The organism is Massilia sp. DJPM01, from assembly GCF_030348125.1.
Taxonomy (GTDB): Bacteria; Pseudomonadota; Gammaproteobacteria; order Burkholderiales; family Burkholderiaceae_D; genus Telluria_A; species Telluria_A frigida.
In genome coordinates this window covers 58,671-74,274 of record NZ_JAQOZV010000031.1, presented here as the reverse complement: position 1 = coordinate 74,274, position 15,604 = coordinate 58,671, and the positions used below count along the sequence as shown (strand labels likewise).

The window sequence follows — 15,604 nt, the reverse complement described above, 5'->3', positions numbered from 1 at the left end:
GACAGGCCCGCCACGCAGCATGCATGGCGGGCCTTGACAGATCGTCATCGCGGACCGTGGAAGGCCCTGGAAGGCCTCAGAAGGCGTCGCCGGGCACGCGCACCCAGCCTTCCATCAGCACGCGCGCGCTGCGGCTCATGATGGCCCTGGCGACGCGCCAGTCGCCATCGACCTGGGTCGCTTCGGCACCCACGCGCAGGGTGCCGGACGGATGGCCGAAGCGCACCGCCGTGCGCTCGCCGCCGCCGGCCGCCAGGCTGACCAGGGTGCCGGGAATGGCCGCCGCGGTGCCGATGGCCACGGCGGCGGTGCCCATCATCGCGTGATGCAGCTTGCCCATCGACATGGCGCGCACCAGCAGGTCGATATCGGCCGCCGCGACCTGCTTGCCGCTCGACGACACATAGTCCGCCGGCGGTGCCACGAAGGCCACCTTGGGCGTGTGCTGGCGCGTGGCCGCTTGGTCCACATGCTTGATGAGGCCCATGCGCACGGCGCCATGCGCGCGGATCGCTTCGAACATGGCCAGCGCTTGCGGGTCGCCGTTGACCGCATCCTGCAGCTCGGTGCCGGTGTAGCCGATCGCCTTGGCATTGACGAAAATGGTCGGAATGCCGGCGTTGATCATGGTGACCTGGAGCGTGCCGAGGCCGGGCACGTCGAGATCGTCGACCACCTGCCCGGTCGGGAACATGGCGCCGCCGGCGCCCTCTTCTTCCGCCGCCGGATTCATGAATTCGAGCTGCACTTCGGCCGCCGGAAAGGTCACGCCATCGAGTTCGAAGGCGCCGGTTTCCTGCACCGCGCCGCCCGTCATTGGCACGTGCGCGATGATGGTCTTGCCAATGTTGGCTTGCCAGATACGCACCACGGCCACGCCATCGTGCGGAACGCGGGCGGCGTCCACCAGCCCGGCGCCGATGGCGAACGAGCCCACCGCGGCGGACAGGTTGCCGCAGTTGCCGCTCCAGTCGACAAAGGCCTTGTCGATGGCGACCTGGCCAAACAGGTAGTCGACGTCGTGCTCGGGTTTGCCGCTTTTCGACAGGATCACCGTCTTGCTGGTGCTCGAGGTGGCGCCGCCCATGCCGTCGATCTGCTTGCCGTAGGGGTCGGGGCTGCCGATCACGCGCAGCAGCAGCGCGTCGCGCGCGGCGCCCGCCACCTGCGCCGCCTCGGGCAGGTCTTGCAGCCGGAAGAACACACCCTTGCTGGTGCCGCCGCGCATATACGTGGCGGGAATCCGGATTTGAGGTAGGTGCGCCATCATGCCGCCTTTACGGTCGATTCGAGGAAGTCCTGGGCGAAGCGCTGCAGCACGCCGCCGGCTTCGTAGATCGCCACTTCCTCGGCGGTGTCCAGACGGCAGATGACCGGCACTTCGACCGTGTCGCCGGACACCTGCGTGATCACCAGCGTGAGCGTGGCGCGCGGGGTGCGTTCGCCCAACACGCTAAAGGTTTCGCTGCCGTCGATCGCCAGGGTGATGCGGTTTACGCCAGGTTCGAACTCCAGCGGCAGCACGCCCATGCCCACCAGGTTGGTGCGGTGGATGCGCTCGAAGCCTTCGGCCACGATGGCTTCCACGCCGGCCAGGCGCACGCCCTTGGCGGCCCAGTCGCGCGAGGAGCCCTGGCCATAGTCGGCGCCAGCGATGATGATCAGCGGCTGCTTGCGCTCCATGTAGGTCTGGATCGCTTCCCACATGCGGGTGACCGTGCCTTCCGGTTCGATGCGCGCCAGCGAGCCTGCCTTGACCTTGCCGTCGACCACGACCATCTCGTTTTTCAGGGTCGGATTGGCGAAGGTGGCGCGCTGCGCGGTCAGGTGGTCGCCGCGGTGGGTGGCGTAGGAATTGAAGTCTTCCTCCGGCAGGCCCATTTTCGCCAGGTATTCGCCGGCGGCGGAATCGAGCATGATCGCGTTCGACGGCGACAGGTGGTCGGTGGTGATGTTGTCGCCCAGGACCGCGAGCGGACGCATGCCCGCCAGCGTACGCGCACCGGCCAGCGCGCCTTCCCAGTACGGCGGACGGCGGATGTAGGTGGTATTCGGACGCCAGTCGTACAGCGGGCTGACCTTGATGCCGTCGTCTTCCTGCTTGGCGAACATCGGAATGTAGACCTTGTGGAAGTGCGCCGGCTTGACGCTGGACGCCACCAGTGCGTCGATCTCCTCGTCGCTCGGCCAGATATCCTTGAGCGTGACCGGCTTGCCGTCGGCGCCGACGCCCAGCACGTCCTTCTCGATGTCGAAGCGGATCGTGCCGGCGATCGCGTAGGCCACCACCAGCGGCGGCGAAGCGAGGAAGGCCTGTTTCGCGTACGGGTGGATGCGGCCATCGAAGTTGCGGTTGCCCGACAGGACGGCGGTCGCGTACAGGTCGCGCTCCACCACTTCCTTCTGAATCACAGGATCGAGCGCCCCGGACATGCCGTTGCAGGTGGTGCAGGCGTAGGCGACGACACCGAAGCCGAGCGCTTCCAGTTCCGGCATCAGGCCGGCGTCTTCCAGGTACAAGGTGACGGCCTTGGAGCCTGGCGCCAGCGAGCTTTTGACCCAGGGCTTGCGCGTCAGGCCAAGCTGGTTGGCGTTACGCGCGAGCAGGCCGGCGGCGATCATGTTGCGCGGGTTGTTGGTGTTGGTGCAGCTGGTAATGGCCGCGATGATGACAGCGCCGTCGGGCATCAGGCCGGGCTCGTTTTCGACCACGCCGCTGATGCCGCGCGCGGCCAGCTCCGAGGTCGGCACGCGGTTGTGCGGATTGGACGGGCCGGCGATGGTGCGCACCACCGATGACAGGTCGAAGCGCAGCACGCGCTCATACTCGGCGTTCTTGAGCGTATCGCCCCACAAGCCGGTGTGCTTCGCATACAGCTCGACCAGCTTGACCAGTTCGTCGTCGCGGCCGGTCAGCTTGAGGTACTTGATGGTCTGCTCGTCGATGTAGAACATCGCGGCGGTGGAGCCGTATTCCGGCGCCATGTTGGAGATCGTCGCGCGGTCGCCCAGGGTCAGGTGGGCGGCGCCTTCGCCGTAGAACTCCAGATAGGACGAGACGACCTTCTGCTTGCGCAGGAATTCGGTCAGCGCCAGCACGGTGTCGGTGGCGGTGATGCCCGGCTGCGGTTTACCGGTCAGTTCGACGCCGATGATGTCGGGCAGGCGCATCCATGAGGCGCGGCCCAGCATCACGCTTTCGGCTTCCAGGCCGCCGACACCGATCGCGATCACGCCGAGCGCGTCGACCATCGGGGTGTGCGAGTCGGTGCCGACCAGGGTGTCCGGAAAGGCCACGCCGCCCTGCACCTGGATCACCGGCGACATGCGCTCCAGATTGATCTGGTGCAGGATGCCGTTACCCGGCGGGATCACGTCGACGTTCTTGAACGCCTTCTTGGTCCAGTTGATGAAGTCGAAACGGTCTTCGTTGCGGCGATCCTCGATGGCGCGGTTCTTGTTGAAGGCGTCGGGATCGAAACCACCGCATTCGACTGCCAGCGAATGGTCGACCACGAGCTGGGTCGGCACCACCGGGTTGACCAGCGCCGGGTCGCCGCCCTGCAGGGCAATGGCGTCGCGCAGGCCGGCCAGGTCGACCAGCGCGGTCTGGCCGAGGATGTCGTGGCAGACCACGCGCGCTGGAAACCACGGGAAGTCGAGGTCGCGCTTGCGGCCGATCAGTTGGCCCAGCGAGGCGTCCAGCGTAGCAGGGTCGCAACGGCGCACCAGGTTTTCAGCCAGCACGCGCGAGGTGTACGGCAGCTTGTCATAGGCGCCAGGCTCGATGGCGTCGACCGCGGCGCGCGCGTCGAAGTGATCGAGTGCGGTCCCCGGCAGGTTCTTGCGGTGATTCGTATTCATGTCGGCTCCTTACTTCTTATATTTATTTGCGCTCGGCCAGCGCCACGAAGGTCAGGTCGTCCGGGCCGACATAGTTGGCGCTCGGGCGGATGATCTTGTTGTCGATGCGCTGCTCGATGACGTGGGCGGCCCAGCCGGAGGTGCGCGAGATGACGAACAGCGGCGTGAACATCGCGGTCGGCACGCCCATCATGTGGTACGACACGGCGGAGAACCAGTCCAGGTTCGGGAACATCTTCTTGACTTCCCACATGACCGTTTCGAGGCGCTCGGCGATGTCGAACATCTTGGTCGAACCGGCGCCTTCGGACAGCGAACGCGCCACTTCCTTGATCACTTTATTGCGCGGGTCGGACACGGTGTAGACCGGGTGGCCGAAGCCGATCACGACTTCCTTGTTGGCGACGCGGTTGCGGATGTCGGCTTCGGCTTCGTCCGGGTTTTCGTAGCGCTTCTGGATGTCGAGCGCGACTTCGTTGGCGCCGCCGTGTTTCGGTCCGCGCAGCGCGCCGATCGCGCCGGTGATGGCCGAGTGGATGTCGGAACCGGTGCCGGCGATCACGCGCGCGGTGAAGGTCGAAGCATTGAATTCGTGTTCCGCGTACAGGATCAACGAGGTGTGCATCGCCTTGACCCAGGCCTCTGGCGGCTTGACGCCGTGCAGCAGGTGCAGGAAGTGGCCGCCGATCGAGTCGTCGTCGGTTTCGGTTTCGATGCGGCGGCCGTTGTGGCTGAAGTGGTACCAGTACAGCAGCATCGAGCCGAATGACGCCATCAGGCGGTCGGCGATGGCGCGCGCGCCTGGCACGTTGTGGTCATCTTTTTCGGGCAGCACGCAGCCGAGGGTCGACACGCCGGTGCGCATCACGTCCATCGGGTGGCTCGATGCCGGCAGCGCTTCGAGCGCGCTCTTGACCGCCTGCGGCAGGCCGCGCATCGATTTCAGGTGCGCCTTGTAGCCGCGCAGTTCGCCGTCGTTCGGCAGTTTGCCGTGCACCAGCAGGTAGGCGATTTCTTCGAACTCGCAGCTGTCGGCGACGTCGAGGATGTCGTAGCCGCGGTAGTGCAGGTCGTTGCCGGTTTTGCCGACCGAGCACAGTGCGGTGTTACCGGCGGTGACGCCGGACAGCGCAACCGATTTTTTCGGCTTGAACGGGACGGCTTCGGCCGGGGTGGTGATGTCAGTCATGTGAACTCCGCGATTCTTGTCAATTGGTCTGATTACTTTTCTTTACCCTGGGCGAACAGCGAGTCGAGCTTTTGCTCGTACTCGTGGTAGCCAAGGTAGTCGTACAGCTCCATGCGGCTTTGCATGGTCGAGACGACGTTTTTCTGGGTGCCTTCGGCGCGCAGCGTCTTGTAGAAATTGAGGGCGGCCGCGTTCATGGCGCGGTAGGCGCCGCAGCAGTACAGGGCGATGTCGACCTTGGCCGAGCGCAGTTCGTCGAGCGTGAACAGCGGGGTCGCGCCGAATTCGGTCAGGTTGGCGAGAATCGGCACCTTGACCGCGTCGCGCACCTGGCTGTACATCTCCAGCTTGGTGATCGCTTCCGGGAAGATCATGTCGGCGCCCGCTTCGACGTAGGCGCAGGCGCGGTCGATGGCGGCGTTCAAGCCTTCGACGGCCAGCGAATCGGTGCGCGCCATGATGACGAAGCTTTCGTCATGGCGGGCGTCCACGGCGGCCTTGATGCGGTCGACCATCTCTTCCTTGCTGACGATTTCCTTGCCCGGACGGTGGCCGCAGCGCTTGGCCGAGACCTGGTCTTCCATGTGCACCGCCGCCACGTCGGCGCGGATCATGTGGCGGATCGTGCGCGCGATGTTGAAGGCGCCGCCCCAGCCGGTATCGATGTCGACCATCAGCGGCAGGCCGCAGGTGTCGGTGATGCGCTGGGCATCGGTGATCACATCGTCCATGGTGCTGATGCCGAGGTCCGGCATGCCGAGCGAGTTGGCGGCCACGCCGCCACCGGACAGGTACACGGCCTTGTAGCCGGTTTGTTCGGCCATGCGCGCGGTGTAGGCGGTGATGGTGCCGACCACCTGCAAGGGGGACTCTTCCTGGACTGCGCGGCGGAACATCGCGCCTCGTGATTCTCTCATTGCGTTTTCTCCTCGGTTGATGCGTTGGAATGCCATGCGGTGTGCATTGCAAGGGGCGTGCCACACGCATCGCTGCGTTAGCAATGCAAGAAACATCTTTAAATTCAATGTGTTGCGTGCGACTGAAACACGCCCTGCCGTAGGCGAAACGTTTCACACATGTTGCAACATGAAACGCGTGAAACGCAACTGCGGTAAAATTGAAACATGTCCTACTCCTCCCGCACCGCTGGCGACGCTCCCGACAAGCCGGTCATCTGGACCGTTTCCGTGTCGCGCCTGTCCGACCTGTTCCGCGATATCACGCTCGAATACGACCACCTGGCGTCGATCGAGCCGGTCAATCTCGGCTTCGACGAGGCGGCGCGCCATATCCGCGAGCGCATGGCCACCGAACGCTGCGACGTGGTGATTGCGGCCGGCTCGAACGCGGCCTACCTCAAGGGGCGCGTGTCGGTGCCGGTGGTGATCGCCAAGGCCAGCGGCTTCGACGTGATGCAGGCGCTGGCGCGCGCGCGCCGCGTGGCCGAGCGGATTGGCGTCATCACCTATCAGCAGCAGTTGCCCGAGCTGGCCGAATTTGCCAGCACCTTCGGCTTTCATATCGCACAGCGCACCTACGTGACGGAAGAAGACGCACGCGCCCAGATCAACGACCTGAAAGCGGCCGGGATCGAGGCCATCGTCGGCGCGGGACTGATCACCGACCTGGCCGAGGAAGCGGGATTGACCGGCGTGTTCGTGTATTCGGCGGCGTCGATCCGCCATGCATTCGACGATGCCCTCGAACTGGCGCGCCTGACCCAGCTCGAATCGAACAGCGGGCGGCGTCCGGTCGTCACCGACACGCTACGCACCAGGCATGGCCTGAACGACTTGCGCGGCGAGTCGCAAGCGATGGAGACCTTGCGCCAGGCTGTGGTGCTGTATGCGCGCTCGCCCGCCACGGTATTGATCGAAGGCGAAACCGGAACCGGCAAGGAACTGGTGGCGCAGGCGATTCATCGCGAGAGCCCGCGCAGCCTGGGTGCGAACCGGCCGTTCGTGGCCGTCAATTGCGGCGCGGTGGCCGAGTCGCTGCTGGAATCGGAACTGTTCGGACACGAGGAAGGTGCGTTTACCGGCGCGCGGCGCGGCGGCCACGCGGGCCTGTTCGAGGCGGCCAACCGAGGCACGCTGTTCCTCGACGAAATCGGCGAAATGCCGCTGCCGCTGCAAACGCGCCTGCTGCGCGTGCTGGAAGAGCGCGAGGTGGTGCGGGTTGGCGGCACACGTCCGGTTGCGATCAATGTGCGGGTGGTCAGCGCCACCCACTGCGACCTGGAACAGCGGGTGCGCGAGGGACGCTTTCGGCCAGATCTGTTTTACCGGCTGGCGGTGCTGCGCCTGGCCTTGCCGCCGCTGCGCGAACGCAGCGGGGATGTGGTGGCGCTGGCCGAGTGGTCGCTCAAGAATGCGCTGGCGGCGCTGGGGGCAAGGCCGCATCCGAACCTGCATGCCGAGATGGCGGGCTGCGCGCCGCTGCTGGAACGCTACGCCTGGCCGGGCAATGTACGTGAACTGCGCAACCTGATGCAGCGGGTGGCGCTGTTTCTGGCGGCCGAGCCTTTGCAGGCGCTGACGCCGGCCTTTGTGCTGTCGGTTGCGCCGGAATTGGGCCGCGATGTGCAGGCGCCGCCGGCCGCACATGTACCGGCGGCAGAAACGGTGGAGCAGGTTTTAGCGCGCTTCGGTGGACGGCGCGACGAGGCGGCCGCGCATCTGGGCATCAGCCGCACCACCTTATGGCGCAAACTGAAATCGCGCGGCTGACGACAACGCTGGACGTTTGCGCAAATCGGATCAGAATTCATATATCGAAGCATAAAATCATTCGTTCCATTGCCGTCGACTCTTGCCTATGATCCGCCCTTTTTCCGCCGGAGCGGCTGCCCACAAGGCCGCCAAGCCCGGCTTTCGGAGGTATTCATGTCATCCGCACCGCAGCCCGCCCTGTTTTCCCTGATCGGCAATACCCCGCTGATCGAAGTAACCCGTATCGACACCGGTCCGTGCCGCCTGTTCCTCAAACTCGAATCGCAAAATCCCGGCGGCTCCATCAAGGACCGCATCGGCCGCGCCATGATCGAAGCGGCTGAAGCCGACGGCAGCCTCAAACCCGGCGGCGTCGTGGTCGAAGCCACCGCCTGCAATACGGGCCTCGGCCTGGCCCTGGTCGCGCGCCTGAAAGGCTATCGCGTGGTGCTGGTCGTGCCCGACAAGATGGCGATCGAAAAAATCCTGCACTTGAAAGCCCTGGGCGCCGAAATCCACCTGACCCGCTCCGACGTCGGCAAAGGCCATCCGGAGTATTACCAGGATTACGCGGCGCGCCTGGCGCGCGAGATTCCCGGCTCGTGGTTCGCCGACCAGTTCAACAACCCGGCCAACCCGCTGGCCCACCAGAGCACCACCGGCCCGGAACTGTGGGAACAGACCGGCCACGATCTCGACGCCATCGTGGTCGGCGTCGGCTCCTCCGGCACCCTGAGCGGCCTGTCGCGCTATTTTGAAACGGTGCAGCCAAAGCTGGAATTCGTGCTGGCCGATCCCGAGGGTTCGATCCTGGCCGACTACATCAACACCGGCGTGCTGCGCGACGACGCCGGCTCGTGGGCGGTGGAAGGCATCGGCGAAGATTTCATTCCCGCCATCGCCGACCTGTCGCGCGTGAAAAGCGCCTATACCATCAGCGATGAAGACAGTTTCGGCAGCGCGCGCATGCTGCTGCGCGAAGAAGGCATCCTGGCCGGTTCGTCAAGCGGCACCCTGCTGGCCGCCGCACTGCGCTACTGCCGCGCGCAGACCACGCCGAAAAACGTGGTCACCTTTGTGTGCGACACCGGCACGCGCTACCTGACCAAGGTGTACAGCGACGGCTGGATGGTCGACCAGGGCTTGCTCCAGCGCCCTGCCCTGGGCGACCTGCGCGACCTGATCGGCCGCCGCTTCGACGATGGCGACGTGGTCACCGTGGCGCCGTCGGACACGCTGCTCACGGCGTTCAACCGCATGCGCAGCGCCGACCTGGCGCAACTGCCGGTGATCGACCATGGCCGCCTGGCCGGCATCCTCGACGAGTCGGACCTGCTGCTGCACGTGACCGGCGACGCCACCCGCTTTCGCGACGCGGTCGGCGGCACCATGACGTCGGAACTGCAAACATTGCGGCCGTCCGCCAGCATGGCCGAACTGCGCGATATACTCGACCGCGGCCTGACCGCCGTGATCAGCGACGCAGGCCACTTCTATGGCCTGATTACCCGCTTCGACCTTCTTAACCACTTGCGCAGGACCCTATCGTGAATAAACCCGTGACCGACTCCACCAGCAAAAAACACCTTTCCACGCGCGTGATCCACGGCGGCCAGTCGCCCGACCCGTCGACCGGCGCGGTCATGCCGCCGATTTACGCCACCTCCACCTACGTGCAGGAAAGCCCCGGCGTACACAAGGGCCTCGACTACGGCCGCTCGCACAACCCGACCCGCTGGGCGCTGGAGCGCTGCGTGGCCGACCTGGAAGGCGGCGCGCAGGCGTTTGCCTTCGCCTCCGGGCTGGCCGCCATTTCGACCGTACTGGAACTGGCCGATGCCGGCTCGCACATCATCGCCGGCGACGATATGTACGGTGGCACCTACCGCCTGTTCGAGCGCGTGCGCCGGCGCAGCGCGGGCCACGATTTCACCTATGTCGACCTGACCGATCCGGCCGCCCTGCTGGCCGCGCTGCGTCCGGAAACGCGCATGGTGTGGGTCGAAACGCCGACCAACCCGATGCTCAAGCTGGCCGACCTGAAAGTCATCGGCGACATCTGCCGCGAACGCGGCATCATTTCGGTGTGCGACAACACCTTCGCCAGTCCGATCGTCCAGCGTCCGCTGGAACTGGGCATGGACATCGTGGTGCACTCGACCACCAAGTACATGAACGGCCATTCGGACGTCATCGGCGGCATCGCCGTGGTGGGCGCCGGCGAGCACAAGGCGGCATGGGCCGAGCAGCTGGGCTTCTTGCAAAATTCGGTGGGGGCGATCCAGGGGCCGTTCGACAGCTTCCTGGTCCTGCGCGGCATCAAGACGCTGGCGCTGCGCCTGGAGCGCCACTGCGCCAGCGCGCTGGACCTGGCCGCATGGCTGGAAAAAGAGTCCAAGGTCACCCGCGTTTACTACCCGGGCCTGGCATCGCATCCGCAGCACGAACTGGCCAAGCGCCAGATGAACGGCTTCGGCGGCATCATCTCGCTGCAGCTCAATACCGACCTGGCCGGCGCGCGCCGCTTCCTGGAACGCTGCGACGTGTTCACCCTGGCCGAGAGCCTGGGCGGCGTCGAAAGCCTGATCGAGCACCCTGCCCTGATGACGCATGCGACCATTCCGCCGGCGCAGCGCGCGCTGCTCGGCATCAGCGATGGGCTGGTGCGCCTGTCGGTCGGCGTGGAGCACGTGGAAGACCTGCGCGACGACTTGCGCGCCGCGCTCGCGGAAATCTGAGGCGGCTCAGCCGGCTGGATCGGCTGGCGCGCAGCCGCTCAGTGGCTGCGCACCTGGCCGGCGGCTTGCTGGACATGCACCAGCACGAACTGGCTAGCCTTGAGCGGCGCAAAGCCGACGGTGATGTTGACCACCCCGTGCTCGACATCGTCCTGGGTGGTCGTCTCCGGCCCGCAGCTGACAAAGAACGCTTCGTGCGGCGCCTTGCCCTGGAAGGCGCCCTGGCGGAACAGGCCGACCATGAAGGCGTGGATGTTCAGGCGGACCTGGGCCCACAGCTGGTCGTCGTTCGGCTCGAACGCGGCCCAGCGTGTTCCGCGCACCAGGCTCTCTTCGATAAACAGCGCGGTGCGCCGCACCGGCATGCATTTGCACTGGGTACCATCGGGGTCGTCATCGTGCAGGATGCGCGCGCCCCAGACAATGCGCCCTGCCCCGGGCATGCTGCGCAGGCAGTTGATGCCGAGCGAGTTGAGCATGGTGCCGTCGCCGTCGTTTACCGGCACGCTCAGTCCCGGCACCCCGACCAGGGTGGTATCCATGCCCACCGGCGCTTTCCACACGCCGCGCTGGTGATCGGTGCGGGCGATGATGCCGGCCACCGCGCCGCATGGCACCAGGCGCGTGAGGGCTCCGCTGCGCTGCTCGACCGCTTGCAGCAGCCGTGGGAAGAACAGCGCCGCATTGCGGCTGCTGGTGCCGAGCGCGGCGACGCCTTCGACGGCGTTGTCGACGCTGTTCCATGCGGGCGGCGGGTCGACCAGCAGCATGGCGCGCCGCAGTTCGCAATACGCGGCCGCTTCGGCCACCAGGGCATCGTCGACGCCGCCGTCGAGCAGGTCGCCGCCGTTGTCCAGGTAGGGCGGGATGCACAGCAGGTTAAACAGGTCGGCCCGCGCCAGCGCATACAGCCCGGCCCTGGCGGCCAGTTTGCCGCTGCCGATGAAGTCCGCCAGCGTGAGCGGCAGCTCGGTGCCGGCGCGGTCGGCCACGGCCACGCGCGTATTGCTGGCCGCGCCGCTATCCCAGGCGTCGCCGTGTTCGTCCGCCGGGCGCGGATTGGCGGCCGGGCGTTCGGCGGGCAGCTCGCCGCTGACCGTCACCAGGCGCGACACGCTGCGCAAGACCAGGTCGATCCGGCGCGGGTGGGAGGCGCCCAGCGACACGTTGCGAAATACTTCCACATGGCCGCTGACGCTGTCGCGCACCGACAGATTGAAGCTGTGCGGGTCGCCCGAGAGCAGCTCGTGGTCGACCCGCGCCTGCAGGGCATTGCCCCAGGTGCCGGGATCGCGCGCCCGCAAGGTCAGGGCGCCGGCGCGCAGGATGGCATGGCTGCGCAGCGTGCCGTCGACCGGCGCCGGGGCGCGGTACAGGCGCACGATGACGGCCTTGGCGCCGCCATTCAAAAAGAAATCGCGCACGGCGTAGCCCAGGGCACTGTCGGCCCACAGGCCGCCGAACTGGCGCTCGAATTCGGCGAAGCTGGCGACGCCGACCGGTTCGTCGACCGGGCCGCGCAAGGCGCGTCCGACAAACGCGGCCACCGATGTGGCCACGGCGGCGATCGGATGCAGTGCGGCGGATAGCTGCTCGGGAGCGGTGCTGGCATAGCTCAGTGCGGCATGCATGGAGATCTCCTGTTTCATATTTTGATAAACGACGGCAATAATTTGCTGTGACCTAGCTATTAGATGCTTTTTGAAAACGATACCTTTGACATATATCAATGGAGGTGGCGGACTCGGCAATAGCTTTGCGCAACAAGCTTGACAGCGCTGCAAGCGGAAACAAAACAGTGGCTATTAATGAAACTTATGCAAGGTTTTGGTGCCACAAGGCGGGCGCGCGCGTACCGCGATGGTGCGCAATGTATGCGTAGCGGGTTAATCCGGCGTGATTGGTGCGCACAGCCTGGCATGCAATATGCAAAGAAGTTGTTTATCCGGCAAATGATCCGGCCATGTATTGCACCATAAAGGATTCGATTGATGACCACGACCGGGCAAATCACCCTCGCCAAGCTGGAAAACCAGGCTTTTGCACTCATGTCGCGTATGCATGTGATATTGCGCCGCGGGCAAGGCCGCGTGACCGATATCGACTATATGCGCATCGATCCCGCTTATTGCCGCCATGTGCTGGGAGTGGCCGACGCCAGCGGCGACGAGGACCTGCGCCAGATCGGCGCGCGGCTGCGGGAAATCTATTTCGGCGAGGGTGGCTTGTTCGTGGCGCGGCCCACAACACCGCTGCTGGCGCGCGCGCCGTCGGCCCAGGTGGCGCCGCCGGCGGCGGCGGCGGCCGAGGCGCCCAGGGCCGCTCCCGCCGCCCTGAGCGCGCGCGCCGCCAGCGTACAAAACTATGTGGGCCGCCTGCGCTGAGGCCTGTTTGCCGCCGCCATAAAAAAAGCCCGCGTCGTCCGCGGGCTTTTTGCTTGCTGCCGGTGCTTATTCGATTTCGACCGTTTCCGGTGCCGCCGGTGGAGGCGACGCGTCGGACTCGGGGAATTCGAGCGTGACCGCATCTTTCTCGTCCATGTCGACCGTGACCCGGCCGCCGCTGACCAGGCGGCCGAACAGCAGTTCGTCGGCCAGCGCCTTGCGGATCATGTCCTGGATCAGGCGTGCCATCGGCCGCGCGCCCATCTGCGGATCGAAGCCTTTCTTCGCGAGGAACTTGCGCAGTTTCTCGGTGAAGATGGCTTCGACCTTCTTCTCGTGCAGCTGTTCTTCCAGCTGCATCAGGAACTTGTCGACCACGCGCAGGATGATTTCTTCGTCCAGTGCGCGGAAGCTGATGGTGGCGTCGATCCGGTTGCGGAACTCCGGGGTGAACATGCGCTTGATGTCGGCCATCTCGTCGCCCGCCGCCTTGGAGTCGGTAAAGCCCATCGACCGTTTGGTCAGGCTCTCGGCGCCGGCATTGGTGGTCATGATGATGATCACGTTGCGGAAGTCCGCCTTGCGCCCGTTGTTATCGGTCAGGGTGCCATGGTCCATCACCTGCAGCAGGATATTGAAGATATCCGGATGCGCTTTTTCGATCTCGTCGAGCAGCAGCACCGCGTGCGGCTTCTTGGTGATGGCTTCGGTCAGCAAGCCACCCTGGTCGAAACCGACGTAGCCCGGCGGCGCGCCGATCAGGCGGCTGACGGCGTGGCGCTCCATGTATTCCGACATGTCGAAGCGAATCAGCTCGATGCCGAGGATGAAGGCCAGTTGCTTGGCTACCTCGGTCTTGCCCACGCCCGTGGGACCGGAGAACAGGAAGGAACCGATCGGCTTGTCGGTCTTGCCCAGGCCGGCGCGCGCCATCTTGATCGCCGAGGACAGCGCATCGATGGCAGGCTCCTGGCCGAACACCACGTTGCGCAGGTCGCGGTCGATGGTCTGCAGCTTGCTACGGTCGTCCTGGTTGACCGTTTGCGGCGGGATGCGCGCGATCTTGGCGATGATGTCCTCGATCTCGGCCTTGCCGATGGTTTTTTTCTGCTTCGACTTGGGCAGGATGCGTTGCGCCGCACCGGCTTCGTCGATGACGTCGATCGCCTTGTCGGGCAGATGACGGTCGTTGATGAAGCGCGCCGCCAGTTCGGCCGCGGTGGAAAGCGCCGACGAGGAATACTTCACGCCGTGGTGCTCTTCGAAGCGCGACTTGAGGCCGCGCAGGATCTGCACCGTCTGTTCGACGGTCGGCTCGTTGACGTCGACCTTCTGGAAGCGGCGCGACAGCGCGTGGTCTTTTTCGAACACGCCACGGAATTCCGTGTACGTGGTCGCACCGATGCACTTGAGCTGGCCATTGGCGAGCGCCGGTTTGAGCAGATTGGACGCGTCGAGCGTGCCGCCGGACGCGGAACCGGCGCCGATGATCGTGTGGATCTCGTCGATGAACAGGATGCCGTGCGGGGTTTCCTTGAGCTGCTTGAGCACCGCTTTCAGGCGTTGCTCGAAGTCGCCGCGGTACTTGGTGCCGGCCAGCAGCGCGCCCATATCGAGCGAATACACGATGGCATTCTGCAAGATCTCGGGCACTTCTTCCTGCGTGATGCGCCAAGCCAGGCCTTCGGCGATCGCGGTCTTGCCGACCCCGGCTTCACCGACCAGCAGCGGATTGTTCTTGCGGCGGCGGCAAAGAATCTGGATGACGCGGTCGACTTCGTCCTCGCGGCCGATCAGCGGATCGATCTTGCCCTCGGCAGCGGCCTTGTTCAGGTTCAGGGTGAACTGGTCGAGCGGACTTTCCTTGGCCTGGCCTTCGACTTGCGCCTCTTCCACGCCTTCCGACGTTTTTTGCGAGTCGACCTGCTGGTCCTTGCGCACGCCGTGCGAAATGAAATTGACCACGTCGAGGCGGGTCACGCCCTGCTGGTGCAGGTAGTAGACCGCGTGCGAGTCCTTTTCGCCGAAGATCGCCACCAGCACATTGGCGCCGGTGACTTCCTTCTTGCCGTTCGAGGCTGACTGAACGTGCATGATGGCGCGCTGGATCACCCGCTGGAAGCCCAGCGTCGGCTGCGTGTCCACCTCGCCCGTGCCGGGCACGGTCGGGGTGTTGTCGCCGATGAAGTTGGTCAGCGTCTTGCGCAGGTCTTCTATGTTGACAGCACAGGCGCGCAGCACTTCCGCAGCCGATGGGTTGTCCAGAAGCGCCAGCAGCAAATGCTCAACGGTGATGAACTCATGCCGTGCTTGCCGGGCTTCGACAAAGGCCATGTGTAAAGAGACTTCCAATTCCTGCGCAATCATACTTCCTCCATCACGCACTGCAGGGGGTGCCCCGCCTTGCGCGCATGCGTTAATACAAACTCCACTTTGGTACAGGCTATATCTTTGGAAAACACGCCACACACTCCCTTGCCATGACGATGGACGGACAGCATGATCTGCGTGGCCGTCTCTCGGTCTTTGTTGAAGTATTCCTGGATGACGGCGACCACAAACTCCATGGGCGTGTAGTCATCGTTCAGTAGGGCTACCTGGTACAGCGGCGGCGGCTTGACCGTCTGCCGCTCCAGCAGTTGTTCGGTATCTTGCTTAGTGGCCATACGCTTATTCTAATGCTTTCAACGATGATGCTATGGGTAAATATCAGGGCAT

Annotated in this window: 11 protein-coding genes; 4 read left to right on the top strand and 7 right to left on the bottom strand. The window is 65.0% G+C overall.

Annotation, left to right across the window (positions count from 1 at the left end; translation table 11 throughout):
- Window positions 1-76: 76 nt before the first annotated feature.
- The 4 genes from prpF to prpB are packed head-to-tail and all read right to left on the bottom strand — an operon-like array spanning window position 77 to window position 5,970.
- Window positions 77-1,267, bottom strand: a complete 1,191-nt coding sequence (prpF, locus tag PO883_RS19845; RefSeq protein ID WP_289311292.1) for a 2-methylaconitate cis-trans isomerase PrpF — start codon at window positions 1,265-1,267, stop codon at window positions 77-79.
- Window positions 1,267-3,864, bottom strand: coding sequence for a Fe/S-dependent 2-methylisocitrate dehydratase AcnD (gene acnD, locus PO883_RS19840; RefSeq protein WP_289311279.1), 2,598 nt, complete (start codon window positions 3,862-3,864; stop codon window positions 1,267-1,269). Before acnD ends, prpF begins: the two co-directional genes overlap by 1 nt.
- A gap of 22 nt (window positions 3,865-3,886) precedes the next feature.
- Entirely contained in the window at window positions 3,887-5,053 is a 1,167-nt protein-coding gene (gene prpC, locus PO883_RS19835) for a 2-methylcitrate synthase (RefSeq protein WP_289311278.1), read from the bottom strand.
- A gap of 32 nt (window positions 5,054-5,085) precedes the next feature.
- Window positions 5,086-5,970 (bottom strand): methylisocitrate lyase, encoded by an 885-nt coding sequence (gene prpB / locus PO883_RS19830; protein WP_167085510.1) that lies wholly within the window; start codon window positions 5,968-5,970, stop codon window positions 5,086-5,088.
- A 207-nt stretch (window positions 5,971-6,177) separates the two neighbouring features.
- Here prpB and prpR point away from each other — a divergent pair, with 207 nt between their 5' ends.
- From prpR to PO883_RS19815, 3 genes are all read left to right on the top strand, one after another.
- Window positions 6,178-7,782 (top strand): propionate catabolism operon regulatory protein PrpR, encoded by a 1,605-nt coding sequence (prpR, locus tag PO883_RS19825; protein WP_289311277.1) that lies wholly within the window; start codon window positions 6,178-6,180, stop codon window positions 7,780-7,782.
- A gap of 156 nt (window positions 7,783-7,938) precedes the next feature.
- On the top strand, window positions 7,939-9,315 hold the full coding sequence (locus tag PO883_RS19820; RefSeq protein ID WP_289311276.1) for a cystathionine beta-synthase: 1,377 nt from the start codon (window positions 7,939-7,941) through the stop codon (window positions 9,313-9,315).
- Entirely contained in the window at window positions 9,312-10,502 is a 1,191-nt protein-coding gene (locus PO883_RS19815; protein WP_289311275.1) for a PLP-dependent aspartate aminotransferase family protein, read from the top strand. Before PO883_RS19820 ends, PO883_RS19815 begins: the two co-directional genes overlap by 4 nt.
- A 38-nt stretch (window positions 10,503-10,540) precedes the next feature.
- Here PO883_RS19815 and PO883_RS19810 read toward each other — a convergent pair whose 3' ends face one another.
- Window positions 10,541-12,133 carry a phage tail sheath subtilisin-like domain-containing protein gene (locus PO883_RS19810; RefSeq protein WP_289311274.1) on the bottom strand — a complete coding sequence of 531 codons (1,593 nt, stop codon included), beginning with the start codon at window positions 12,131-12,133 and terminating at the stop codon, window positions 10,541-10,543.
- Window positions 12,134-12,493: 360 nt separating this feature from the next.
- On the opposite strand from PO883_RS19810, the gene PO883_RS19805 reads away from it, so the two are divergent.
- Complete coding sequence (locus PO883_RS19805; RefSeq protein WP_289311273.1) at window positions 12,494-12,886, top strand: hypothetical protein; 393 nt, start codon at window positions 12,494-12,496, stop codon at window positions 12,884-12,886.
- A 66-nt stretch (window positions 12,887-12,952) separates the two neighbouring features.
- Here PO883_RS19805 and clpA read toward each other — a convergent pair whose 3' ends face one another.
- Both clpA and clpS read right to left on the bottom strand, forming a co-directional pair.
- On the bottom strand, window positions 12,953-15,253 hold the full coding sequence (clpA, locus tag PO883_RS19800; protein ID WP_167085502.1) for an ATP-dependent Clp protease ATP-binding subunit ClpA: 2,301 nt from the start codon (window positions 15,251-15,253) through the stop codon (window positions 12,953-12,955).
- On the bottom strand, window positions 15,250-15,552 hold the full coding sequence (clpS, locus tag PO883_RS19795; RefSeq protein ID WP_099881541.1) for an ATP-dependent Clp protease adapter ClpS: 303 nt from the start codon (window positions 15,550-15,552) through the stop codon (window positions 15,250-15,252). Before clpS ends, clpA begins: the two co-directional genes overlap by 4 nt.
- Between the last annotated feature and the right edge of the window lie 52 nt (window positions 15,553-15,604).